Origin of the sequence: Halosimplex salinum, from assembly GCF_003730195.1 — an archaeon.
Lineage (GTDB): Archaea > Halobacteriota > Halobacteria > Halobacteriales > Haloarculaceae > Halosimplex > Halosimplex salinum.
Window position 1 is genome coordinate 508,995 of the sequence record NZ_QWGG01000001.1, and the last position, 22,763, is coordinate 531,757.

The following is a 22,763-nucleotide window of genomic DNA, read 5'->3' on the forward strand; positions in this document are numbered from 1 at the left end:
AAAAGTTCTTCAATAGGACGAGACGGCGGGGGGTCTGAGAGCCGTCGCGGTCGGCCGGGAGAGAGGCCCCTCAACAGCAGGTATTAGAGTGCTCCAGTGACAAGTTACGGCTAGTTCCATGAGGCAGTTCATGGACGGACATTCACCATCACCATCACGCCCCCCACGGGGGCAGTTCATCAATGTACGATTCAGCGAAATATCTCATCCACGCGGACATCCGAACCAGCGGGGTGGTCGAACGGAGTGACGTCGTCGGCGCCGTCTTCGGACAGACGGAGGGGCTGCTCGGCGACGAACTCGACCTCCGGGACCTCCAGGAGTCGGGGAAACTCGGCCGCATCGACGTGACCGTCGAGTCCGAGCGCGGGAGTTCCTTCGGCGAGGTGACCATCGCCAGCGGGCTCGACCGCGTCCAGACGGCGATCCTCGCGGCCGCCCTGGAGAGCATCGAACGCGTCGGCCCGTCGACGGCCGACGTCGAAGTACGCGACATCGAGGACGTCCGCTCGGCCAAGCGCCGGCAGGTCGTCGAGCGTGCGAAGGACCTCCTCGCGGAGTTCGACGCGACGCGCATGTCGAGCGAGGACCTCGTCGAGGAGGTCAGACGGAGCGTTCGCGTCGAGGACATCACCGAGTTCCACGGCCTGCCCGCCGGCCCGCGCGTCGCCGACAGCGACGCCATCATCGTCGTCGAGGGCCGCGCCGACGTGCTGACGCTCCTCCGCTACGGCATCAAGAACGCCGTCGCCGTCGAGGGGACGGACGTGCCCGACGCCGTCGCCGACCTGACCGCGGACCGCACCGTGACGGCCTTCCTCGACGGCGACCGCGGCGGCGACCTCATCCTCAAGGAGCTGTCGCAGGTCGGCGACGTGGACTACGTCGCGCTCGCACCGACCGACCGCTCTGTCGAGGACCTCTCCCGGAACGAGGTCATGGACGCCCTCCGCGACAAGGTGCCCTACGAGACGGTCTCGGCCGCCGACGCGGACGCCGACGACACGCACGGACTGGCCGCGACCGACGGGAGCACCCAGCCCTCCCCGCCCGACGCCGACGCCGGCACGGTCCGACCGGACGAACCGACCGGCCCGGACTCGACCGACGCCGTCGACGCCCCGGCCGACACGGCCACCGAACCGACGACAGCGTCCGCCGACGCGGCCGCCGCGTCGAGCGCGTCCAGCGACACCGCGACCACGGTGAACGAGTTCACCGACGCAGGGCCCGAAGCCTCCGTCGACACCGCGGACGCCGCGGACCCTCCTGACGGCGGGGCAACGGCCGCCGCGGAACCGTCTGACGCCGGGGCCGCGGCCGCCGCTCCGCCGGACACGCTCCCCAGCCACGTCGAGGCGGTCGTCGGCGAGTCGACCGGACAGGTGCGCCTCCTCGACGCGGAGTACGACACCGTCGCCGAGGGGCCTGCCGGAGACGCGTTCGACCTCGTCGAGACGGCGGAACTGGTGCCGTCGACGGTCGTCCTGGACGGCGAGGTGTCCCAGCGGATCCTCGACGTGGCCGCCCAGCGCGGCGTCGACCTCGTCGTCGCCCGCTCCGAAGGCCAGTACGTCAAACAGCCCGTGACCCCTCGCGTTCTCACCGCAGACGAGGTCTGAGGGGAGAGCGGGGACCGTTCTCTACTCCGGGAGTTCGCGAACGAGCAGCAGTCCGTCACCGCTCTCGTAGTGGTCGGGCAGGCGCTCGCGGCGTTCGAAGCCGCGCTCCTCGTAGAACTCGCGCGCCCGGTCGTCCACTTCCCGGACGGTGACGCGGAGGTCGTCGACGCCGATCTCGCGACAGCGCTCCGTGAGGGCGTCGAGGAGGGCCGAGCCGTGCCCCTCACCCTGGGAATCCGGCGCGACGGCGAGTTCGGCGAGATAACAGGCTTCGTCGTCGCCGTCGGTCACCGCGAGCGCGTAGCCGACGGGGGTGTCGGCGGCGTCGACCGCTCCGGTCCGCTCCGTCTCTGCAACTAGCAGGATCGGCGGTCCGTCGGGCGCGACGGCGAGCAGTTCGTCCCACTGCTCGGCGAGGACGGTCGTCTGGATCGCGCGGAGCGCGGGCAGGTCGACGGTCTCGCCGGGACGAACGCGCGTCATACGGCGACGATACCGAGGGCGACCGCCGCCAGGGCCGCGGCGACACCGGCCGCCAGCGTCGCGAAGAAGTTGACGCCCTCGTTCTCGAGGACGAGTCCCTCGACGGTCGCGCCCAGCAGGCTGTCGACCGTCATGCCGACGACGCCGCCGAAGACGACGATGCCGGCGCCGACGGTCCCGACAGTCTCGAAGGTCGTCACGGCGATGCCGGCGATCAGGAAGGCGCCGGTGAGTCCGGCGAGTTCGCCCTGCCAGGTGACGGCGCCGTCGGTCCCCGGTTCGACCCGCTCGAAGGTGGTTATCAGTCGCGGTTCGTCGAACACGCCGCCGATCTCGCTGGAGAGCGTGTCGCTCATCGCCGCGGCGATAGAGCCGGCGAACGCGAACAGGAACAGTTCGGGCGGCAGTTGCGTCAGCGTCGGACTCGCCGCGGCGCCGAGCACCGCGAACAGCCCGACCAGCGAGTTGGCGAGGACGTTCCCGCTCCCGCGGGCGCCGTCGTTCTCTTCGGCGATCCCGCGCTGTTCTTTCTCCTCGTACCGGAACTTCGTCGAGAGGCCCCCGACCCCGAAGAAGGTCAACAGCAGGAGGAACCAGCCGAAGTCGCCGAGCACGATCGTCTGGAGTCCGAGGAAGACACCGGTGATCATCCCCGGGAGCGACGCCGTCTCCAGCGCGTAGGCGAGATACCCCAGCAGGACCGTCACGGCGAGCGCGATGGCGACGCTCGAGGTATCGATCTCCAGCGGGAGGTCGGCGAACAGCCAGAGCAGGAGGCCGATGGAGATCATCACGAGCGGGTCGTCTCGCTCGAAGAGGACGGCCCGGAGGAGCGCGCCGAGCAGCGCGCCGCTGGCGGCGAGGAACGCGGCGAGCGGCCAGTGCATCGACGTCCCGATCAGGAGCGCCGCCGCGTACTGGCCGGCGCTCCCGGCGAGAAAGCCCGCGACGACGAACCCGGCGGTCGCGAGGATGGGTTCGTCGCGGACGGAGCGGACGAGGTGCCCGCCGAGGTTCCCCCACGAGAGCAGGAGGACGGTACCGACGAACACCGGAAGTGGCATCGCGAAGCGGACGGCGAGGAGTGCGAGCGCCGCGGCGGCGAGCGCGAAGCCCGCGAGGCCGTACAGTCGCCCGTCACGGCGGTCGCCGGGGCGGGCGAAGAGTTCGAAGAGCGGGCCCTCGTCGACGTAGTAGAGCGCGAGGGCCGCGACTGCGAGAAACGGGCCGGGCGCGGCGACGGTCGCGAGCGCCCGACTCGTGGTGCTGGCTATCGGTGGGACGGCCAGCGCGAGCGTCCCGACGAGGGCGAACGCGCCCGCACGTCGGACTGTCGTTGTCACGCTACTGTCGGTATCCCGCGGTGAGCTACTTACCGTTTCCGAACCCGCCCGACTGCTCCGTCGTGACGAGCGCCGCTTCGCCGCCGCTCGAAGTCGGCGTCGAACCGCCGTTGCCGAGCGTGAGTTTTAGGGCGAACCCCCCTGAAGCGAGTGCGTGGGACTGTACGACCGGTATCTCGCCCTCCGCCTGCGCTACAGTGACGCCGAGCTCCCCGAGACGGTCGCGGTCATCGTCACCGAACGCGACCTGCTGGAACAGGACGGCTACCGGACCCTGGAGCGGTTTTTCGACTGGGCCGTCGCGTTCGGCGCCGAGCGTATCGTCGTCTACGTGAGCGTCCTCGACACCGAGGTCGTCGACCGGATCCGCCGCGAACTCGCCGAGGTGGACGCCCCCCGAGAGATAGCCGTCCGCGGGCCGGAGGACGACGAACAGGCCGACGCGCCCATCCTCGTCGGTATCGGCATGGGCGGCAAACACGAGTTCGCCACCGCCGTCCAGGGGCTCGCCGAGGAGGTCGAGGCCGGTGACCTCGAACCCGCCGACATCGACGAGGGCGCCATCGAGCGCGAACTCGTCTTCCCGGTCCAGCCCGACCTCGTCATCAAGACCGGCGCCGAGCGGCTCTCCGACTTCATGATCTGGCAGTCCGTCTACTCCGAGCTGTACTTCACGGACGTGAACTGGCGGGACTTCCGCCGGCGCGACTACCTGCGCGCATTGCGGGATTACCAGAACCGTCAGCGGCGGTTCGGGCGCTGAGCTGCGCGAAGCGCCCGAAGCACGCGAATCTCTGATTCGCGGCGGTTCGGCCGATAGGCCGAACGTCGAGCGACGAGCGGTGCGAGTCGCTCGGAAGTTCGGGAGGTGGAGGCGGACGCGGAGGTGGAGGTGGAGGTGGAGGCGGACGCGGAGGCGGAAGCGGAGGCGCGACCGGTGTGGCAATTTATGCCGCTGCTGGGCGAAGTGTTGCCTGTCATGAGCGACCCGCTTCAGCCGCGGATCCTCGACGAGTTGCTCCGCAGGGGTCGGTACCTCTATCCGACCGACGTGGTCGACGTGATCGAGCGTTTCCACGGTGTAGAGGGACCCGGCGTCCCGCGGCCTGTCATCAGACGGTACGTCGCCGAGTTGTTGTATCGGCTCGGGTCGAGGGCGCCGTACACCGTCGAGCGGTTCGAACAGATCCTCGACGGTCGCGTCACCGACCTCGACCTCTGGCTTCCCGACGCCCTCTACGAGGTCGGACCCAGTCGAGTGAGCGTCTACCCCGCTCGCTGGCACCGGACGCTCGGCGGCGTTCGCGATCCAGTTCGGTACGTCGAAGTCATCGCCGCCGACCTGGCGGCCGCCAGGGGCGCCACCCCGGACGACCCGTCGCCGCCCGCCCCGAGACGGATCCTGATCGACGCGATGATGGTCCTGGGCGGAACGAGTCGCCCCGCAGCCGGCGGACTCCTCCAGCGGGCCCGCCTCGACGGCCGGCTCGTCGTCGAACCGTTCCAGAACCCGGAGGCGGACGTCTGGGTCGCCGACGCGGTCAGTCGTCGCCCCGCGCCGGCCGACTCGACCGCGTCGGCCCGTTCGACGGGCACGGCTGGCCCGACCGAGCGACCCGCAGAACGCGACGCGGGTCGACCGTAGCCGACGCCCAGCCAGGCGAGAGGGACCGGCCCGGTCAGGCGAGAGTGACCGACCCGGACAGGCGATAGGGACCGACCCGGAGAGCGGGCTGTCGGGGTCGGGGTGGGAACGACTCGTCATCGGACCCGCGATGGAGCGGAGACGGGTTCAGTGAAAGGTAGCGCCCTCGCCGATCCGCGTCTGGTAGACGCGGGACTCGACGCCCCTGTCATCGAAGGCGTCGACCATGGCGGAGGCGATAGCGCGCTGGTCGGACTCGTAGCAGGCGGCGATGACGCTGGGGCCGGCGCCGCTGATAGTGACGCCGGTCGCGCCGGCGTCGAAGGCGGCCTGCCGGACGTCGTCGTAGCCGTCGATGAGCTTCGCGCGGGCGGGGGTGACGACGGAGTCCTGCATCCCGCGACCGACGAGTTCCGGGTCCGAGCGGTGCATCCCGGTCGTGAGGGTCGCGGCGTTGCCGACGGTCTCGACGATGTCGTCGACGCGGGCGCCCTCGGGGACGACCTCGCGCGCGTCTCGCGTCGAGACGACGATGTCGGGGAGGCAGGTCACGAGCGAGATGTCGGCGTCGACCTTCGAGATCCCGCCGGGCGTCGCGATCGTGAACCCGCCGAGGATGGCGGGCGCGACGTTGTCGTCGTGGGCGTCGCCGGAGACGACGGCCTCGCCCTCGGCGGCGATGGGGACGAGCTCCTTCCGGGTGAGCCCGCGGTCGTAGAGACGATTCAGCGCGACCGCCGCGGCAGCGGCGCTGGCGGCCGAGGAGCCCAGTCCCGAGGCGGGGCGGACGCCCTTGTCGATCTCGATGTGCGCGGGGGCGTCCAGCGCCTCGGCGACGGCGCCGACGGTGTTGTCGGCGGGGTCTTCCGGGATGAACTGGCTCCCGGCGCCCGTCACGTCGATGGTCGTCTCGGGGGCCTTCTCGACCCGAACCACGTCGGCCGGTCTGTCCAGCGCCACACCGAACACGTCGAAGCCACTACCCAGGTTCGCGCTCGTCGCCGGCGCCCGCACCGTCACCATATGCGCCTGAGTTTTCGGACTGCGGGCAAAAAGGTAGCGGACGCACGCCGACACATCGGGATTATCGCGGTCCGGCGACGCCGCAGTTCCGCACGACGCCGCGGGAACTCGTCGGTCGGCGCTCGAACGCGGGACCGCCGAACCTATCGGGCGAACGAAAGGGCTTTTCCGGTCACCGTGGAACCGGCGGGTATGATCGGTGTCGTCGGCGGCGGTATCGCCGGGCTCGCGGCCGCGTATCGCCTCCAGCAACGCGGCCACGACGTCCAGGTGTTCGAAGCGAGCGACGACGTGGGCGGGCTGGCCGCCGTCTACGAGACGGCCGGCGACCCCATCGAGAAGTTCTACCACCACCTCTCCGCCTCCGAGGGGACGATCGTCGAGTTGATCGAGGATCTGGGCCTCGGCGACGACCTCGAGTGGCGCTACAAGGTCGACTCCTACTACGTCGACGGCGTGATCCACCCGATGGAGAAGGCGTGGGAGATCCTCGCCTACCCGCACCTCTCCATCTACGACAAGTTCCGCCTCGCCATGCTCGTCAAGGAGATCGACGTCCGCGGCGGCTGGCCGAAGTTCGACACCTACGACGACATCACCGACTTCGAGGACGTTCCCATCAAGGAGTTCCTGCTCGAACACACCACCAGACACGTCTACGAGTCGTTCTGGGAACCGCTGCTCGACGCGAAGTTCGGCTCCCGGAAGGAGGACGTCTCGGCCGCGTGGCTCCTCGGCCGCGTCAAGTTCCGCGGCGAGCGCGACCCGCTCCGCGGCGAGCAACTGGGCTATCTCCGCGGCGGGTTCGGCACGCTGCTCGACGACCTGCTCGCGGCCGTGGGTCATGAGAACGTCACCACGGGTGCGCGCGTGACGGAAGTCGGATTCGACGAGGAGTCGACCGTCGAGGCCCCGAACGGAGGTTCGGCGATAGTGAACGGCCGTCGCGTCGAGTCGCTGACCGTCGAGCGGGGCGGTGAGGCGGAGACCCGCGATGTGGACGCCGTGGTCGTGGCGGCGATGCCCAACGTGCTGGAGGACCTGACGGGCTATCCCTGCGAGATAGACTTCCAGGGGACGGTGTGTTCGGTGTGGAGCATGGACGAGTCGCTCTCGGACACCTACTGGCTCAACATCAAGGACGAGGCGCCGTTCGGCGTCTTCATCGAGCACACGAACTTCGTGCCGCCGGAGCGCTACGGCGGCGAACACCTCTACTACACCGCGAGTTACATCCAGGACCCGGCCGAGGACCTCTGGCAGATGTCCGACGAGGAAGTCGAGTCCTACTGGCGCGAGGGGGTCGGCGACCTCTTCCCCGACTTCGATTCGGACAGCGTGAACTGGGTGAAGACGGCGCGCAACCCGCGGACGGCGCCCATCTACGAGCGCGGGTATCTCGACATGGTCGTGCCGTACGACCTGGGCGAGGAGGTCGCCGAGGGCGTCTATTACGCCGGGATGGCGTCGCGCGCGCAGTACCCCGAGCGGTCGCTCAACGGCGGTATCGAGGCCGGATACGCCTGTGCGGACCTGATCGCCGAGAAGTAGTCGGCCGTGAGCGCGTCCGGCGCGACCAGAGGCGCGCTGTCGTCTGGCAAGTATTCTGAAAACAAACCGCACGTTTTCCACGAATAAGCGTTCGTTCCTGGTGTTCTTGCGTGATGAGAACGCACGTATCGTGCCAATACTGAAGTAACAGTGTACCATACTCTTCAGTTGGCGGTAACGAATGTGCCACGATCTCTCCCTCGCGGTGTCGAAGCGGCCCGTCGTCGACGGCTACGCGTATCCGTCGGTCCGATTGCGAGTCGCGACCGACGCCGACGAACCGGTCGCGGTTCGCGTCGCCGAGTCGATACCGGCTGACGTCGACGAGGCCGCCGTGGGGTTTCACGCGGACGAGGGGTACGAACACTGGTCCGTGGCGGATGGCGGGCAGATAGTCTACACGAACGTCGTCGAGCCGGAGAAGCCGGTATCGACGCTCTACGGGGTCGACGCGGCCCCGGACCGTCTGATCGAGTGTCTGGACGCGCCGGCGGTCGAAGTCGCACGAGTCGACGACCTCGACGCGACTGCCGACGCCGACTGGACGCCGCTCGACGACGACCGGATCGAGGTGACTATCGACGAACGCGCGGTCGACGGTGACTCCCGCCTCGCGGACCGACAGAACAGTCCTGCGGGCGGGGATTGGGGCGACTCGGACACTACGATGAACGAAGACGAAACGCGTACGACCGGCGAAACGGACGTCTCGGAACTGGAGTCGGGCGAACGAGACGAACGAGCGGAACAACCACGAGAGCGCGACGAGCACGACGAGCGCGACGAGCAGGAAGAACCGACCATGGAAGCGGAAGGTCGGGACGGAACCGCCGATCAGGGCGCGGACGACGGTGAATCGGACGGTTTCGGAGACGGCGAACCAGCGGAGAGCGACGGTGAACCGGGTGTCCTGACCCGCGGCGGATCGGCGGAGCGCGACCAGATCCCGGCGACAGCAGACCGGCAGTCCGGGCCAGATGCGTCGTCAGCGGGCACGCCCGTGCCCGACACGCCGACGCAGCCCGAGCCACACGATTCGGTGGTCGAACAGTTCGCCGAGGAACTGCGGCGCGACGAACCGTCGTCACAGGCAGTCGCGACGCTTCGGAGCCATCTGGCGCCCGACACGTCGGGGAGCGTCGACGCGAAGCTGGACCACTGTCTGACGCGGATCGGCGAGCTGAACGCCTACGTCGACGCGCTCGAGGCATTCCTCGACGAGGAGGGGTCGGCCGAGCAACTCCTCTCGGAACTGCGCGACGAGCTCCGGGCGGCCGAGGCTCGCATCGACGACGTTACCCGGCGCGTCGAATCGGTCGAGACGGCCCAGTCGAAACTGGACGACAGGCTCTCTTCCGTCGAGTCGGAGCTCGACGAGCTATCATCGGCGCTCGAGACGGTCGACGAATTCGACGAGTCGCTCCGGGAGACCAGAGTCGAACTCACCGACGCCGTCGAGGAGGTCGAGACGGACGTGTCGACTCTCGAGGACGACCTCCGGTCCGTCGAACAGTGGCGGTCGACGGTCGTCGACGCGCTCTCCGGGGCCGAAGGCGTCGGACCCGCGAATCCCGACGGCGACTGAACGAGCGAGAGATCGTCCGCGGACTGAACGGGCGATCAGTCGCCCGTGGGCTGAACGGGCGGTTACTCGTCGGTCGACTCGACGCCCGGCGCTTCTTCGACGGCCACGTCGTCGGGCGCTTCCTGCCCGCCGACGACGAGGTCGCCGTCCGCGGTCTCGACGTACACGTCGTCGGCGAACCCGCCCTCGGCGTAGGGGTGTTCGGGGTCGTCGAGTTTCTCGGGGGTCGACGGGGCGTCGGTGACGCCGCCCGCCGGAGCGAACCGGCCGAGCGGGTCGTCGATGGAGATGTCGTACCGCTCGAAGAAGTCGCGGTAGCGGTCGTAGTGGTCGCCGAGTTCGTCGCTCGGGAACTCCATCATCTCGGTCCAGCCGTGGTTGTAGAAGTCGAAGTTGGCCTGGACGTGGGTGATCTCGCGGGCCTCGGCTTCGGGGTAGCCGTCCTCGAGCGCGGCGACGTAGGTGTCCATCGTCGCGTCGAAGAAGTCGTCGAGGTGGTCGCGCCGTTCGTCGCGGTGCTCGGGGTCGGCCTTGTCGGCGAAGATGTCCGTGTGCATCCCGACGAGGCGGTCGTTGACCTTCTCCCCGACGACCGGGAGCGTCAACGCCTGCTTGGCCGCGAAGTGGCGGACGTTCTGTCGGATCTTCATCGTGACGGAACACGGGGCTGGTCCGTCTTCAACGTCCCGCTCGCCAGCGGGCCCCCGCGGGTCGGACTACCCGGTTCGACCGTTACTGCGCGTTCGAGATGACGGAACGATCAATATTTGCGTTCGAGGGAGTGTGTTTGCCAATCAACCGCATGGAGAGATAGCAACCCACATTAACCACGGTTACGAAGGTTGCGGGCATGAGCGCATCCCACGTCATCATCGGTGATGGCATCGCGGGGAGTTCGGCAGCCGAGACGATTCGCGAGGAGGACCCCGACGCCGATATCACCGTGATCACCGATGAGGGGGAGGCACTGTACAACCGCATCCTGATCAAAGAGTTCGCGAAGGGCAAACTGCCCGAGGCGCCAATCTCGATCCACGAACCCGAGTGGTACGAGGAGCGGGACATCGACCTCCAGCTCAACACGTACGTCACGACCGTCGACACCGAGGCCAACGAGATCCACACGCACTCGGGCGACGTGTACGACTACGACAAGCTCCTCGTCGCGACCGGCGGCACCCCCGCCAGTCTGGCAAGTTACGGCATCGACAACGCCGACGCCGACGGCATCGACCACTTCTGGACGTTCCAGGACGCCCGCTCGATCAAGGAGAACGTCGAGAACGCGGACCAGGGGATCATCGTCGGCGCTGGCCTGCTCGGGATCGACCTGGCGGCCATCTGCGGCGCGCAGGGACTGGACGCCAACTACCTGATGCGCGGCGAGTCCTGGTGGCGCTACGCGCTCGAACCGGAAGGGGCGGAGATCCTCCACGAGGCGATGCGCGAGAAGGGCGTCACGCCCGTGTTCGAGTCCGGCGTCGACCGCTTCGAGACCGACGAGGACGGACAGGTCGCCGCCGCCGTTGACCCCAACGGCGAGCGCTACGAGGGCGACTGGGCCGGCGTCGCGATCGGCCTGAGCTTCAACACGGAGTTCCTCCAGGACACGCCGGTCGAGACGAACGACAACGGCATCGTCACGGACGAGTACCTGCGGACGAACGTCGACGACATCTACGCTGCGGGCGACATCACCTGGTTCTACGACACCATCCTCGGCGAGATGGGCGAGAACGGCTCCTGGGGCTCCGCGAAGGAGCAGGGCTCCGTCGCCGCACAGAACATGGTCGAAGACCTCCGCGAGGGCGGCGAGACCGACGACCCCGAGGAGTTCCGCTGGGTCTCCTCGTACTCGATCACCCACTTCGACTTCCCGTTCCTCTCCTTCGGTCACCCGACCATCGGCGACGACGACGCCAGCCAGAAGTACAGCGACACGGAGTGGCGTCGCCTCGCGTTCCAGGACGGCAAGATCGTCGGGGGCGTCCTGATCGGCGACCTGTCACAGCAGTCCAAGTTCAAGCGACTCATCCGCGAGGAACGCGAAGTCGCCCAGCACAAGGAGCTGCTCATGGAGGAGGACGTCGACATGGACAAACTCGAAGAAGCCGCGCCGAAGCCCGAGTAACTCGTCCGTTCGTTTCTCGCTCGCCGTTTCTCGCCGTTCGGCACGACGCCGGTCGTGACACTCCATCCTACAGTAGCTAGTTTTAAGTAATAGAGCCTACCACTCCGCCCCATGACAGTATCAGTGGGGGATACGCTAGAAGACTCGGTCAGACGGCTGGTGACCGTGCCGGGGCTGCTGGTGCTCGGGGCCTTCCTGGTGTTCAGACTGACCAATCCGGTGGTCTACAACACGTTCTTCGCGAGAGCGGTCGAGTTCGCACTCAGCGAGGCTGGCGGGTACACGCTTCAGGACGTGCGATTCGAACTGATAGAGCGGGGCTACGACTTCCTGCTTCCCCTGGTCGACGCGATCGACCAGACGGGGATGGACGTCTCGTTCCCGGTCGCGATCGCGCTGCTGGCGATGCTCCCGTTCGTCGCGGAGTTCCTCCACGTCGTCGGCGTGCGCGCGCTCGCGGCGAACAGGCCGAACACCGTCCCGGTCGACGAGATCACGTCGGGACTGGCGGGCGCGTACGTGAAGTCGCTGGTCGCGAACTTCGTCGCGGTCGTCCTGATCGTCCTCGGGACGCTGTTCTTCCTGATCCCGGGGATCGCACTCACGGTCCTGTTTTTCTTCGTCCGCCACCGGATCGTGCTCGCGGGCGACGGGGTGTTCGAGGCGCTCTCACAGAGCTACGCGCTCGTGAAGGAGAACGCGGTGCCGATGGTCGTCCTCGGGGTCGTCTTCTGGCTGACGTGGTTTCTCACGGTGTTCATCGCGGGGATGGTGCCGCTCGGTGACCTGAGCGGGGCGTTCAGTCGTACCGCGAGCACGGTCGTCATCGTGTTCGGCGTCTCCTTGCTGACGAGCGCGTACCTGCAGGCGACGGGCGGCGCGGGCGGCCAGGCGAGCGCCGCGCCGGCGGGCCAGAGCGACGGCCTCGGCGCCTGATCGAAGCCGTTTTCCCCGGTCCTGACCGTCTGTCGGATATGGACAGCGGCGGCAGCAGCGACATGACGCTCGCGTTCGACCTCGACGCGCTGAAGGAACTGGCCTACCCGGACCGGGTCTTCCAGGACGCGCGTCAGTGGAGCGAGTACGTCGGCGTCGTCTCCGAACAGCCGACGTACGTCGTGACGAACTTCACGCGCAAACACCGGGTCCGCCAGGACTTCTTCTCCGGGCCGCGCTCGCGCGCGGAGAGCCTCGAGAACGTCCAGCGACAGTTCGGCACCGAGCGGCACGTCTTCGTCGGAACCGACGACGAGGACGCCGAACTGGCCGAGGAGGTCGGCTGGGAGTTCCTCGACGTCGGCGACGCGGCGGAGGCGGCCGACTGGGAACTGGGCGAACCGGAGACGCCCGCGGAGACGGCTGGCGACGACGAGCGCGACGACTGGCCCTGATTCTCGGACGCGTGGTTCCTCGCGAGGTATCGCGGCGTTTAAACGGCCCAGGCCGGTATATCCGGTAATGGCAGAGCCGCGCGTCCCCGGAAGCGAGGGGGCAGACATCGAGTTGCCCTGCGGGGAGACCGTCGCCGTCCACGACCTCGACATGGGCCTGCGGGAGTACGACTGCTCGTGCGGCGACGCGCACGCGGTCGTGATGGACGTCCACCCGCTGGGTCGGTTCGTCCCCGAGTTCCTCGGCGACGTGCTCAGGGAGACCATCGAGACGGCCGACGAGTTCCCGGAGTTCACGACGGCCCACGTCATGGGCATCGTCATGGAGGAGTTCCCCGAGGCGGTCGTCAGCGAGGACCTCTCCGAGGAGGGGAGCGTCGGCTACTCAATGCTCTGGCTGGCCGACTTCGACGCGCGTCGCCTCCACGAGGTCGTGGTCGAACTGCTGGTCGAACTGATGGACCACGCCGTGAGTCACGCCGACGACGACGAGGCCACCGACCAGTTCGAGCAGTGGCTCCACGAGTTCGACGTGGCCGCGTTCGTCGAGCAGTACCGCGAGGAACGCGAGTTCGAGACCGAACACGACTCCGCCGTCTAACCCTCCCCGGTCGCGGCCGTCGCCGGTCCCCCGACCGCCTGCGGACGCGGGCCCGTTTGTATGACAGACGCTGACGGACGACCGCGGCGTCGTCTTGCGGTTTGCGGAGATCGGCCGTCTGACGGCTGTCTGACGGCGTTTAATGGTCGATGGGGGTGTAGCTTCGGACATGCGCGTACGGCAGCGCGAGTTCGACCGGATCCGCTCCGTGCTCGAAGAGGCCGAGGCAGAGGGGCCGCTGACGGCCCGGGAGATCCTCGACCTCCTCGAGGAACACGGGGAGGAGTTCGACAGCGCTCACCGCGTCGCGACGGTCCTCGGTCGCCACGCCCAGTCCGGCGACGTCGAAGTCATCCGCGACCAACCGTACCGATACGAGTTCAGCGAGCGGAGCAACTGAGGCCGATCCGTCTGTGGAGGAGGTACTGCTACCGCGAGCCGCCGCCATATCGTGGTGCATATATGCCTCGTCGTACTCTCTCCGATAGACGTCCCTCCCCGCTCTGAACCGACCGGACTTCGTGGATTTTCCGCTCTCACAGTCGACGGCCGCCAGACGGCCGGGCGGCGGGCCGACGGGAGAGAATACGATATTCGAAACTGCCTTTCGATATCCGTATTCTATCGCCGGGTTTATTACGACGAGCGAACTCTGCCCGAGTAATGACACAGGACGAGGACCGTACGATACTGCTCATCGGGAGCGGCCCGATCAAGATCGGGCAGGCGGCCGAGTTCGACTACTCGGGTGCACAGGCGTGTCGCGCGCTGCAGGAAGAGGGCGCTCGCGTCGTGCTCGTCAACTCGAACCCGGCGACGATCATGACCGACCCGGAGATGGCCGACGCGGTGTACATCGAACCCATCAACACGGAGGCCATCTCGGAGATCATCCGAAAGGAGAACCCCGACGGCGTCATCGCCGGCCTGGGCGGCCAGACCGGCCTCAACGTCACCGCGGAACTCGCCGAGGAGGGCGTCCTCGACGAACACGACGTCGACGTGATGGGCACGCCGCTGGACACGATCTACGCGACGGAGGACCGCGACCAGTTCCGCCAGCGCATGGAGTCCATCGGCGAGCCGGTCCCCGAGTCGATCACCATCGAGTCCATGGACGAGGTCGAGGACGCCGTCGAAGCCGTCGGCGGCCTCCCCGTCATCATGCGCACGACCTACACCCTCGGCGGGGCCGGGTCGGGCGTCATCGACGACATGGACGAACTCAAAGACGCCGTCCACAAGGGCCTGCGCCTCTCGCGCGACGACCGCGTGATGATCACGGAGTCCATCGACGGCTGGATCGAACTGGAGTACGAGGTGATGCGCGACGCGGACGACTCGTGTATCATCATCTGCAACATGGAGAACCTCGACCCGATGGGCATCCACACGGGCGAGTCCACGGTCGTGACTCCCTCGCAGGTCATCCCGGACGAGGGCCACCAGGTCATGCGCGACACGGCCCTCGACGTCATCCGCGAACTCGGTATCCAGGGCGGGTGTAACATCCAGTTCGCCTGGCGCGACGACGGCACGCCCGGCGGCGAGTACAGGGTAGTGGAGGTCAACCCGCGCGTCTCCCGGTCCTCCGCGCTCGCGTCGAAGGCGACCGGCTACCCCATCGCCCGCGTCACCGCGAAGGTCGCGCTCGGCAAGCGCCTCCACGAGATCGACAACGAGATCACGGGGCAGACCACCGCCGCCTTCGAGCCGGCCATCGACTACGTGGTCACGAAGGTGCCGCGCTGGCCCAAGGACAAGTTCACCGACGTCGAGTTCGAACTCGGCCCGGCCATGAAGTCCACGGGCGAGGCGATGGCCATCGGCCGCACCTTCGAGGAGTCGCTCCTCAAGGCCCTCCGTTCCTCGGAGTACGACCCCGCCGTCGACTTCTCGACGGTGTTCAACGACGAACTCGAGGACTACTACCTCGAACGCCCCTCGCCCGACCGCCCGTACGCCATCTTCGAGGCGTTCAGTCGCGGCTACACGGTCGAGGAGATAAACGAGATCACCGAGATCCGCGAGTGGTACCTCGAACGCTTCGAGCGTATCGCCGACGCCGCCGAGGCCGCGAAGAACGGGGACTACCAGGCCGCCGCGGACGTCGGCTTCACCGACCAGGAGGTCACCGCGCTCGCCGGCGGCGAGTTCAACGACACCCACGCGTCCTGGCTCCCGGTCGTCGAGGGCCCGGACGCCCCCGACGACGACACCGCGATGGCCGACGGCGGCTCCGAGGCCGCTGATGCGGCCGAAGCTGCCAGTTCGCCCGGCCCCGACGTGACCGTCGACGAGGTCGAGACGCACACCTCCGACCGCGACTTCAAGCTCGTCGACACCTGTGCCGGCGAGTTCGCGGCGACCACGCCGTACTACTACTCCTCCCGCGACCCCATCTCGGGACTGGGTCGCGACGAGGTGCAGGTCGACCGCGACGTGGAGAGCGTCGTGGTCGTCGGCGGCGGCCCGATCCGCATCGGGCAGGGCGTCGAGTTCGACTACTGTTCGGTCCACGCGGTCCGCGCGCTCGAGGAGGCCGGCATCGAGGCCCACGTCGTCAACAACAACCCCGAGACCGTCTCGACGGACTACGACACCTCCGACGGGCTGTTCTTCGAACCCATCACGGCCGAAGAGGTCGCCGACGTGGTCGAGGAGACCGGCGCCGACGGCGTGATGGTCCAGTTCGGCGGACAGACGTCCGTCGACATCGGTCACCCGCTGGAAGCGGAGATCGAGCGTCGCGACCTCGACTGCGAGATCATGGGCACGTCCGTCGACGCCATGGACCTCGCGGAGGACCGCGACCGCTTCAACCGCCTGATGGACGACCTCGGCATCGCCCAGCCCCAGGGCGGGTCCGCGACGAGCGAACAGGAAGCGCTCGACCTCGCACACGAGATCGGGTACCCCGTCCTCGTGCGCCCCTCGTACGTGCTGGGCGGCCGCGCGATGGACATCGTCTACAGCGACGAGGACCTCAAGGAGTACATCGAGGAGGCCGTCCGCGTGAGCCCGGACAAGCCGATCCTCGTGGACGAGTTCCTCGAGGGCGCCGTCGAACTCGACGTCGACGCCGTCTCCGACGGCGAGGACGTCCTCATCGGCGGCATCATGGAACACGTCGAGTCTGCCGGTGTGCACTCCGGCGACTCCGCCTGCATGATCCCGCCGCGCTCGCTCGGCCGCGACGTGAACCGCAAGGTCCGCCAGGTCACGGAAGACATCGCACGCGCGCTCGACACGGTCGGGCTGATGAACGTCCAGCTGGCCGTCAAGGACGAGGAAGTGTACGTCCTCGAGGCCAACCCGCGTTCGTCCAGAACTGTGCCGTACGTCTCGAAGGCGACGGGCGTCCCGATCGCGAAGGTCGCGGCGAAGGTCATGGCCGGCGAGACGCTCGCGGACCTCGACGTCACCGAGCAGGTGCCCGAGCAGGTCTCCGTCAAGGAGGTCGTCCTGCCGTTCGACCGCCTGCCGGGCTCGGACCCGCGCCTCGGGCCGGAGATGAAGTCCACCGGTGAGGTCATGGGCACCGCTGACTCCTTCGGCAAGGCCTACCAGAAGGCCCAGATGTCCGTCGGCAAGGCGATCCCCCTGGAGGGGACCGCCGTCGTCGACCTCTCCGAGAGCGAGTTCCCCGGCCGCGAGACGGAGGCCGGCGAGGAACTCATCGAGGCCTACGCCGAGCACTTCGACCTCGTCAGCTTCGACAGCGAGGAGGAGTTCGTCGAGGCCATCGAGAACGGCGAGGTCGACATCATCGTCTCCCGCCAGCGCGCGCCCCTGCAGACGGCCGTCGAGGAGGAGATCACCTACTTCTCGACGCTCGCGAGCGCTCGCGCCGCCCTCGAGGCCATCGAGGCCGCCGACGAACCGCTGGACGTCCAGCCCGTCGGCCAGCGCGTCAAGCGCGACGAGTACTGGGGCCAGCCCAAAGGCAACTGAGCGGCGACCACACGATCGAGTTCGGCCGATTTTCGAGCCGGGCGTGGCCGCTTTCCGTCCGAGTCACCAACGGATAGTATGGCCTATCGAACGACGCTCGGCTGGTCGCTCGTCTCGTCCGGTATCGTCACGCTCGTGCTGACCGTGCTCCCCGGTGACTCGGTCTGGTGGGGCCTCCTGTTGCTGTCGCTCGGCGTTCTCACCCTGTTGTATCGGCAGTTCTGAGCGGCGCGGTCGGTCGACCGTCCGGTCGCTCGGCCAGTCAGTGGCCGCCGCCGGTGACGTTGAGGCCGACGATGCCGACGACGACGAGGCCGAGGAACGCGATGCGGAGTGGGTCGGCGGACTCGTCGAAGAGGACGATGCCGAGCGCGGCGGTGCCGACCGCGCCGATGCCGGTCCAGACGGCGTAGGCGGTGCCGACCGGGAGCGTCTCGATGGCCTTCGCGAGGAGGACCATACTGATCACGAGTGCGACCGCGGTCGCGGCGGTCGGGACCGGGCGCGTGAGTCCCTCGGAGTACTCCAGGCCGATCGCCCACGCGATCTCGAAGAGTCCAGCCACGCCGAGCAGGTACCAGGACATGTCCACTGGGTACCGTCGGTCCGGGCCTGTGCCTTCCGATCCGACGACCAGATCGCGTCCGACGGCGGTCGACCGCCCTGCAGTCGGGGGAAAATCGTCGGTATTTATACTCTGGGTATGTGATGAACTGGTATGGAAGACATCTTCGTCGCCCGACTGATGACGTCGGGTGTGCAGTCGGTGGGGCCGGACACGCTCGTCGAAGACGCCGCCGAACTGATGCGGTCCCACGGGATCGGGTCGCTCGTAGTCACCGACGACGACAACCGGCTGGTCGGCATCCTCACGACGACGGACTTCGTCGACATCGTCGCCAAGAGCAAGCCGAAAGCGGACACGACCGTCGAGCGGTACATGACGACGGACGTCGTGACGACGACGGCCCAGGCGTCGATCGTCGAGGTCGCCGACACGATGATGGAACACGGGTTCCACCACGTCCCCGTCGTCGACGACGAGGAGGGCGTCATCGGCATGATATCGACGACGGACCTCGCGTCGTACATCTCGACCGCGGAAGCGCCGTCGCCCGCCTGACGGCCCCATCAGCCGCGGTTCGACGCTGCTGTCGCCGACCGAGAGCGGCGCCCGGCCGCTGGGAACGCGGTCCGTCCGGGAGCCGGGCCTCCCGCCATCCTTTTACAGACACGCGACATATTGGGGGGAATGCTCGACGCAGACGCGCTCGGTGTCCTCGTGGACCACTCGCAGGACAAGATCGCGCTGCTCGACGACGAGGGGACGTTCACCTACGTCAACGCGGCGGTGGAACGGATCCTCGGCCACGACCCCGCGGATCTGGTCGGCCGAAACGCGCTCGCGTTCATCCACCCGGACGACCAGCCGCCGGTTCGAGCCGTGTTCGCGGAGACGATAGAGAGCGAGACGTTCACGGAGACGACGACGGAGTACCGGTTTCGGGCGGCCGACGGACAGTGGGTGTGGATAGAGAGCCGGATGTCGAACCTGACCGATTCGGAACTCGACGGGTACGTCGTGAGTTCACGCGACGTGTCCGACCGGATGGCGGCCGAGCGCGAACGCGAAGCGACGGCGATGCGCCTGGAGGAGCTCGCCGCGAACTCCGGGGACGTCCTCTGGATGTTCACCGGGGACTGGAGCGAACTCCTGTTCGTCAACCCGGCCTACGAGGACGTGTACGGGATGCCGGTGGCCGAACTGGAACGCGACCCGAGCAAGTTTCTGGAGACGATCCATCCCGACGACGTGGCGGCGGTCGAGGAGGCCAAGGCGGCGCTCACGAGCGGGAACCCGGTCGACATCGAGTACCGCGTCAATCCCGAACGGGACTACGACGTGTGGGTCTGGGTGCGGGGACAGCCGATCCGGGAAGACGGCGACGTCGTCCGGATCGCGGGGTTCACCCGGGACGTGACGGAGCGCCACCGCCGCGAGCGACAGCTGTACGTGATGGACAACCTGCTCCGGCACAACCTCAGAAACGACATGAACGTGATCCTCGGCGCCGCGGAGTTCATCGAGGACCAAGCGCCGGAGCTCTCTGAGAAGACGGCCGTGATCCGCCGGACCGGGGACGACCTCCTCGCGACCGCCGAGAAGGAACGAGACATCATCGACTTCCTCGTCGGTGACCCGCAGCCGTCCCGGATCGACCTGGTCGACGCGGTAGACCGGGCCGTCGAGACGGTCCGGGAGCAGTCCCCGGCAGCGACGGTCGAGTGTTCGCTCCCGGAATGCGCGCCCGTCTACGCGCTCGAGAAACTCGGTATCGCGGTGATCGAACTCGTCGAGAACGCGATCCGGCACAGCGAGACGGAGCGTCCGACCGTGACGGTCGCGATTCGGACGACCGACGTCCGCACCGAACTGACCGTCGCGGACGACTGTCCGCCACTCCCGACCAACGAGTCGGACGTGCTGACGGGCGAGCACGAGATGAACGACGTGTACCACAGCACGGGGCTCGGCCTCTGGCTCGTCTACTGGTGCGTGCAGCTGTCGAACAGTACCATCGACGTGGAGCGGACGGAGTCGGGCAACCGCGTCCGGATCGAGCTTCCGACGGCGACCGAGTGACGGTTCACGGCGACCACCTGACGGTTCACGGCGACCACCCGACCGGTCAATCTATTTCCCCGCGCCGGTCGAAGGACCGGTATGGTTCTCCCGAACTTCCCCCAGTTCTGGAACGAGATCGAACCGGGTCTCCTGATACTGGTCGGCTTCGTGATGCTCGTCGTCCCCGAACCCGCGACGTCCGTGCTCGGTGCTGGAATCATGCTATTCGGCGCGGCGTGGTTGTTCTACGAGTGGGGCCGGTAGCCGTCTCTGGGCGGGACGGTTCCCTGCCGTCCGAAGGGAACCGCTCGTGTCCGACACCAACTGCCCGACCGGCCGGGAGAGATAGATTCGGGTATGGAAATGCTCATAGACTCGGAAGCGGTCGTCCCGAACGTGAGAACTCGGCTCCGTGAGACGAAAGACGAGGGTCGACTCGTTCTCGGAGCGGTCATCGTCAGTACGTTTTTCATCGGCTTCGGCGGCGGCGTGATATTCCCCATCTTGCCGAATCTCGGTGCCGTTCTCGGGATCTCCCCGTTTCTCGTCGGCCTCATCCTGAGCGCGAACCGGTTTTCGCGGTTGTTCGCGAACGCGCCGGCCGGGAGCCTCGTGGACCGGTTCGGGACGAGAAAACCGTTCGTCGTCGGGATGTTCGTTCAGGGGATCTCCACGTCGGGCTACGTTATCGCCATGATCGCACCGCTTCCCGAAGCGTGGTTCATGGTTGCGCGCCTCCTCTGGGGCGTCGGGAGCGCGCTCGTCTTCGCGACTGCGTACACGATCGCCGACGATATCAGCGACGGCGGATCGCGGGGATCGAACATGGGGCTCATCAGGGGCGGTGTTCTCTTCGGGTTCCCGGCGGGAGTGGTCCTCGGTGGGCTCGTCAGCGAACTCTCCGGTAACGTGGTCGCGTTCACCGTCGCCACTGGCTTCGCGTTCTTTGCCAGTGTCGTCGCGTACCTGACGGTGCCCGAGACACACGTGGAAGGAGGGACAAATCAGTCGGTCAAACCGTGGGACGTCAACACGAGCCTCCCCGCGGTGACGGTTGGCCTGGTGAACTTCGCCGTGTTGTTCGTCTACATCGGGGCGCTGTTCGCGACGCTGGTCCTGTTTCTCGACCAGAACCAGCTCAGCGCCTTCGGTTTCGACGCCCAGGGCTCTTCGGGCCTGTTCATGGGCCTCACCGTCGTGGCCGCGGGGCTGTCGATGTACGTCGGTGGGTACGTCAGCGATCGGAACCAGTCGCGAGTCCCGGTTTTGCTCGTGTTTCTGTGTGTCACGTCGGTGGGGTTCGTGCTGCTCGCGCTCGCGGATTCGGTACCGACGCTGGCGATCGCCTGCCTGTGTATCGGACTCGGACAGGGCGGAACCAGCGGGCCACTGATGGCGCTGTTAGGTGACCTCGTCGCCGACGGCGAGATGGGCCGTGCCGTGGGGACGAACAACGTGTTCGGGGATATCGGCGGCGGGTTCGGCCCCATTGTCACGCTCCCGGTCGTCGATATCGTCGGCTTCTGGCCCGTCTATCTTTGCTGTGCGGCCATGCCGCTCGTCGCGGCCTCGATCCTCCTGGGCGGTGTCCGACGCGAAACCGGGAACTTCCTCCCGAGCGTCGGGTCCTGAACTGGCCGTCTGCTGGCGCCTCGATCGTGATTTCTGGAGACGAGACTCGCGGTCGCGTCGCCGGGAGAAGAGAGAACGCGCTCGTCAGTTCGTCGGCGTCGCGACGGTGTCGTCCTCGGCGAGGGCGAGCACGTCGTCGAAGAACCCCTTCGAGTCGTTGGGGCCGGGGTTGGCCTCGGGGTGGTACTGGCGCGTGATGATGCCCAGGTCGTCGTTCTCCAGGCCTTCGGGCGTGTCGTCGTTGACGTTGATCTGCGTGACTTCGAGGTTGTCGCCGGGGTCGGCGACCGTGTAGCCGTGGTTCTGGGTCGTCATGACGACGCGGTCGGTCCGCAGGTCGCGCACGGGCTGGTTGACGCCGCGGTGACCGAACTCCATCTTCTCGGTCTCGCCGCCCAGCGCGTTGGCGACGACCTGCTGACCGAGACAGATGCCCGCGATGGGTTTCTCGCCGACGTAGCTGTCGACGAGTTCGTTGGCCTCCTCGAAGTTCTCCGGGTCGCCCGGGCCGTTCGAGATGAACAGCACGTCGGGGTCGAGTTCGGCGATCTCGTCCTCGGTCGTGTCGTGGGGGACGAGGTGGACCGTCGCGTCGCGCTCGACGAGCGAGGAGACGATCGAGCCCTTCGCGCCGCAGTCGACGAGCGCCACGTCGGGGCCGTCTCCGTCCTCGTTGTAGACGACGGTCTCGGGCGTCGTGACCTGGTCGCCGATGTCGACGTGGTCGCTCATGTGCTTGCACTCGGCGAGTTCGTCGAGCGCGTCCTGCTCGGTCACGTCCTCGCCCGCGGCGATGCCGCACTTCATCGCGCCGGAGTCGCGGATCTCCGTGACGATGTCCCGGGTGTCCAGCTTGTCGACGGCCGGGACGCCCTCCTCCTGGAGCCACTCGGCCACGTCCTCGGTGAGGTCGCGCGCGACGACGCCGCGCGGATGCACGCGGTCGGACTCGAAGCGCTCCTCTCGGACGCCGTAGTTGCCGATCAGCGGGTACGAGAAGGTGAGTATCTGCTCCTCGTAGGACGGGTCAGTGAGGCTCTCCTCGTATCCCGTGTACGCTGTCGTGAAAACCAGTTCACCGCGTGTCGTGCCTGGCGAGCGAGCACGCGCCTCGACGACGCGTCCGCCTTCCAGTGCCACGTAGGCGTCCGTCATTACGAGATGCGTATACCATCC

Annotated in this window: 22 protein-coding genes; 16 read left to right on the forward strand and 6 right to left on the reverse strand. The window is 67.5% G+C overall.

Annotated elements, in window-relative coordinates; genetic code table 11:
- Window positions 1-182 precede the first annotated feature (182 nt).
- Window positions 183-1,622 (forward strand): DNA primase DnaG, encoded by a 1,440-nt coding sequence (dnaG, locus tag D1409_RS02560; RefSeq protein WP_123533731.1) that lies wholly within the window; start codon window positions 183-185, stop codon window positions 1,620-1,622.
- A gap of 21 nt (window positions 1,623-1,643) precedes the next feature.
- Here the strand turns inward: dnaG and D1409_RS02565 are convergent, their stop codons facing one another.
- Together D1409_RS02565 and D1409_RS02570 are read right to left on the reverse strand one after the other, a co-directional pair.
- A complete protein-coding gene (locus D1409_RS02565) occupies window positions 1,644-2,105 on the reverse strand; it encodes a GNAT family N-acetyltransferase (protein WP_123533733.1) in 462 nt (153 codons plus the stop codon).
- On the reverse strand, window positions 2,102-3,448 hold the full coding sequence (locus tag D1409_RS02570; protein ID WP_123533735.1) for a DUF92 domain-containing protein: 1,347 nt from the start codon (window positions 3,446-3,448) through the stop codon (window positions 2,102-2,104). Before D1409_RS02570 ends, D1409_RS02565 begins: the two co-directional genes overlap by 4 nt.
- 154 nt (window positions 3,449-3,602) lie before the next feature.
- Between D1409_RS02570 and D1409_RS02575 the strand changes: the two genes are divergently transcribed.
- Window positions 3,603-4,211 carry an undecaprenyl diphosphate synthase family protein gene (locus D1409_RS02575; RefSeq protein WP_123533737.1) on the forward strand — a complete coding sequence of 203 codons (609 nt, stop codon included), beginning with the start codon at window positions 3,603-3,605 and terminating at the stop codon, window positions 4,209-4,211.
- A gap of 105 nt (window positions 4,212-4,316) precedes the next feature.
- Window positions 4,317-5,093 carry a hypothetical protein gene (locus D1409_RS25130; protein WP_206424954.1) on the forward strand — a complete coding sequence of 259 codons (777 nt, stop codon included), beginning with the start codon at window positions 4,317-4,319 and terminating at the stop codon, window positions 5,091-5,093.
- 147 nt (window positions 5,094-5,240) lie between these two features.
- Here the strand turns inward: D1409_RS25130 and D1409_RS02585 are convergent, their stop codons facing one another.
- Entirely contained in the window at window positions 5,241-6,116 is an 876-nt protein-coding gene (locus D1409_RS02585; protein WP_123533739.1) for a homoserine kinase, read from the reverse strand.
- 192 nt (window positions 6,117-6,308) lie between these two features.
- Between D1409_RS02585 and D1409_RS02590 the strand changes: the two genes are divergently transcribed.
- Both D1409_RS02590 and D1409_RS02595 read left to right on the forward strand, forming a co-directional pair.
- Window positions 6,309-7,667 (forward strand): NAD(P)/FAD-dependent oxidoreductase, encoded by a 1,359-nt coding sequence (locus D1409_RS02590; protein WP_123533741.1) that lies wholly within the window; start codon window positions 6,309-6,311, stop codon window positions 7,665-7,667.
- A gap of 181 nt (window positions 7,668-7,848) precedes the next feature.
- The gene (locus D1409_RS02595; protein WP_123533743.1) at window positions 7,849-9,252 is read left to right on the forward strand and encodes an ICP22 family protein; all 1,404 of its coding nucleotides are present in this window, start codon (window positions 7,849-7,851) and stop codon (window positions 9,250-9,252) included.
- 62 nt (window positions 9,253-9,314) lie between these two features.
- Here D1409_RS02595 and D1409_RS02600 read toward each other — a convergent pair whose 3' ends face one another.
- Window positions 9,315-9,902: a DUF6149 family protein gene (locus D1409_RS02600; protein WP_123533744.1), complete on the reverse strand. Its 588-nt coding sequence runs from the start codon at window positions 9,900-9,902 to the stop codon at window positions 9,315-9,317.
- Window positions 9,903-10,102: 200 nt separating this feature from the next.
- Between D1409_RS02600 and D1409_RS02605 the strand changes: the two genes are divergently transcribed.
- The 7 genes from D1409_RS02605 to D1409_RS24250 all read left to right on the forward strand — a co-directional run bounded on the left by D1409_RS02605 (window position 10,103) and on the right by D1409_RS24250 (window position 17,554).
- Window positions 10,103-11,383, forward strand: a complete 1,281-nt coding sequence (locus D1409_RS02605; protein WP_123533746.1) for an NAD(P)/FAD-dependent oxidoreductase — start codon at window positions 10,103-10,105, stop codon at window positions 11,381-11,383.
- 111 nt (window positions 11,384-11,494) lie between these two features.
- Entirely contained in the window at window positions 11,495-12,319 is an 825-nt protein-coding gene (locus tag D1409_RS02610) for a hypothetical protein (RefSeq protein WP_164471537.1), read from the forward strand.
- 38 nt (window positions 12,320-12,357) lie between these two features.
- The gene (locus tag D1409_RS02615) at window positions 12,358-12,774 is read left to right on the forward strand and encodes a DUF7124 domain-containing protein (RefSeq protein ID WP_123533751.1); all 417 of its coding nucleotides are present in this window, start codon (window positions 12,358-12,360) and stop codon (window positions 12,772-12,774) included.
- Between the two features lie 67 nt (window positions 12,775-12,841).
- Window positions 12,842-13,375, forward strand: coding sequence for a DUF5815 family protein (locus tag D1409_RS02620; RefSeq protein ID WP_123533752.1), 534 nt, complete (start codon window positions 12,842-12,844; stop codon window positions 13,373-13,375).
- 169 nt (window positions 13,376-13,544) lie between these two features.
- Window positions 13,545-13,775 (forward strand): hypothetical protein, encoded by a 231-nt coding sequence (locus tag D1409_RS02625; RefSeq protein WP_123533754.1) that lies wholly within the window; start codon window positions 13,545-13,547, stop codon window positions 13,773-13,775.
- Window positions 13,776-14,038: 263 nt separating this feature from the next.
- Entirely contained in the window at window positions 14,039-17,329 is a 3,291-nt protein-coding gene (gene carB / locus D1409_RS02630) for a carbamoyl-phosphate synthase large subunit (protein ID WP_123533756.1), read from the forward strand.
- A 78-nt stretch (window positions 17,330-17,407) separates the two neighbouring features.
- Entirely contained in the window at window positions 17,408-17,554 is a 147-nt protein-coding gene (locus D1409_RS24250) for a hypothetical protein (protein ID WP_164471538.1), read from the forward strand.
- A 37-nt stretch (window positions 17,555-17,591) separates the two neighbouring features.
- On the opposite strand, the gene sugE is transcribed toward D1409_RS24250, so the two are convergent.
- The gene (gene sugE / locus D1409_RS02635; RefSeq protein ID WP_123533758.1) at window positions 17,592-17,915 is read right to left on the reverse strand and encodes a quaternary ammonium compound efflux SMR transporter SugE; all 324 of its coding nucleotides are present in this window, start codon (window positions 17,913-17,915) and stop codon (window positions 17,592-17,594) included.
- A gap of 132 nt (window positions 17,916-18,047) precedes the next feature.
- Here sugE and D1409_RS02640 point away from each other — a divergent pair, with 132 nt between their 5' ends.
- From D1409_RS02640 to D1409_RS02650, 4 genes are all read left to right on the forward strand, one after another.
- Window positions 18,048-18,452 carry a CBS domain-containing protein gene (locus D1409_RS02640; protein WP_123533760.1) on the forward strand — a complete coding sequence of 135 codons (405 nt, stop codon included), beginning with the start codon at window positions 18,048-18,050 and terminating at the stop codon, window positions 18,450-18,452.
- 129 nt (window positions 18,453-18,581) lie between these two features.
- Window positions 18,582-19,973 carry a PAS domain-containing sensor histidine kinase gene (locus D1409_RS02645; RefSeq protein WP_123533762.1) on the forward strand — a complete coding sequence of 464 codons (1,392 nt, stop codon included), beginning with the start codon at window positions 18,582-18,584 and terminating at the stop codon, window positions 19,971-19,973.
- Between the two features lie 81 nt (window positions 19,974-20,054).
- Window positions 20,055-20,219, forward strand: coding sequence for a hypothetical protein (locus tag D1409_RS24255; RefSeq protein WP_164471539.1), 165 nt, complete (start codon window positions 20,055-20,057; stop codon window positions 20,217-20,219).
- Between the two features lie 93 nt (window positions 20,220-20,312).
- A complete protein-coding gene (locus D1409_RS02650) occupies window positions 20,313-21,587 on the forward strand; it encodes an MFS transporter (RefSeq protein ID WP_235853484.1) in 1,275 nt (424 codons plus the stop codon).
- A gap of 84 nt (window positions 21,588-21,671) precedes the next feature.
- Here the strand turns inward: D1409_RS02650 and carA are convergent, their stop codons facing one another.
- Window positions 21,672-22,742, reverse strand: coding sequence for a glutamine-hydrolyzing carbamoyl-phosphate synthase small subunit (gene carA, locus D1409_RS02655; RefSeq protein ID WP_123533763.1), 1,071 nt, complete (start codon window positions 22,740-22,742; stop codon window positions 21,672-21,674).
- Between the last annotated feature and the right edge of the window lie 21 nt (window positions 22,743-22,763).

Excerpts from the sequence above, each read along its gene's own strand:
- D1409_RS02625 (WP_123533754.1), top strand. The coding sequence starts at position 13,545 with ATGCGCGTACGGCAGCGCGAGTTCGACCGGATCCGCTCCGTGCTCGAA.
- D1409_RS02645 (WP_123533762.1), top strand. The coding sequence starts at position 18,582 with ATGCTCGACGCAGACGCGCTCGGTGTCCTCGTGGACCACTCGCAGGAC.
- D1409_RS02590 (WP_123533741.1), top strand. The coding sequence starts at position 6,309 with ATGATCGGTGTCGTCGGCGGCGGTATCGCCGGGCTCGCGGCCGCGTAT.
- D1409_RS24255 (WP_164471539.1), top strand. The coding sequence starts at position 20,055 with ATGGTTCTCCCGAACTTCCCCCAGTTCTGGAACGAGATCGAACCGGGT.
- D1409_RS02615 (WP_123533751.1), top strand. The coding sequence starts at position 12,358 with ATGGACAGCGGCGGCAGCAGCGACATGACGCTCGCGTTCGACCTCGAC.
- carB (WP_123533756.1), top strand. The coding sequence starts at position 14,039 with ATGACACAGGACGAGGACCGTACGATACTGCTCATCGGGAGCGGCCCG.
- D1409_RS02595 (WP_123533743.1), top strand. The coding sequence starts at position 7,849 with ATGTGCCACGATCTCTCCCTCGCGGTGTCGAAGCGGCCCGTCGTCGAC.
- D1409_RS02620 (WP_123533752.1), top strand. The coding sequence starts at position 12,842 with ATGGCAGAGCCGCGCGTCCCCGGAAGCGAGGGGGCAGACATCGAGTTG.
- D1409_RS02585 (WP_123533739.1), bottom strand. The coding sequence starts at position 6,116 with ATGGTGACGGTGCGGGCGCCGGCGACGAGCGCGAACCTGGGTAGTGGC.
- D1409_RS02640 (WP_123533760.1), top strand. The coding sequence starts at position 18,048 with ATGGAAGACATCTTCGTCGCCCGACTGATGACGTCGGGTGTGCAGTCG.
- D1409_RS02610 (WP_164471537.1), top strand. The coding sequence starts at position 11,495 with ATGACAGTATCAGTGGGGGATACGCTAGAAGACTCGGTCAGACGGCTG.
- D1409_RS02650 (WP_235853484.1), top strand. The coding sequence starts at position 20,313 with ATGGAAATGCTCATAGACTCGGAAGCGGTCGTCCCGAACGTGAGAACT.
- sugE (WP_123533758.1), bottom strand. The coding sequence starts at position 17,915 with ATGTCCTGGTACCTGCTCGGCGTGGCTGGACTCTTCGAGATCGCGTGG.
- D1409_RS02605 (WP_123533746.1), top strand. The coding sequence starts at position 10,103 with ATGAGCGCATCCCACGTCATCATCGGTGATGGCATCGCGGGGAGTTCG.
- dnaG (WP_123533731.1), top strand. The coding sequence starts at position 183 with ATGTACGATTCAGCGAAATATCTCATCCACGCGGACATCCGAACCAGC.
- D1409_RS24250 (WP_164471538.1), top strand. The coding sequence starts at position 17,408 with ATGGCCTATCGAACGACGCTCGGCTGGTCGCTCGTCTCGTCCGGTATC.
- D1409_RS02565 (WP_123533733.1), bottom strand. The coding sequence starts at position 2,105 with ATGACGCGCGTTCGTCCCGGCGAGACCGTCGACCTGCCCGCGCTCCGC.
- D1409_RS02600 (WP_123533744.1), bottom strand. The coding sequence starts at position 9,902 with ATGAAGATCCGACAGAACGTCCGCCACTTCGCGGCCAAGCAGGCGTTG.
- carA (WP_123533763.1), bottom strand. The coding sequence starts at position 22,742 with ATGACGGACGCCTACGTGGCACTGGAAGGCGGACGCGTCGTCGAGGCG.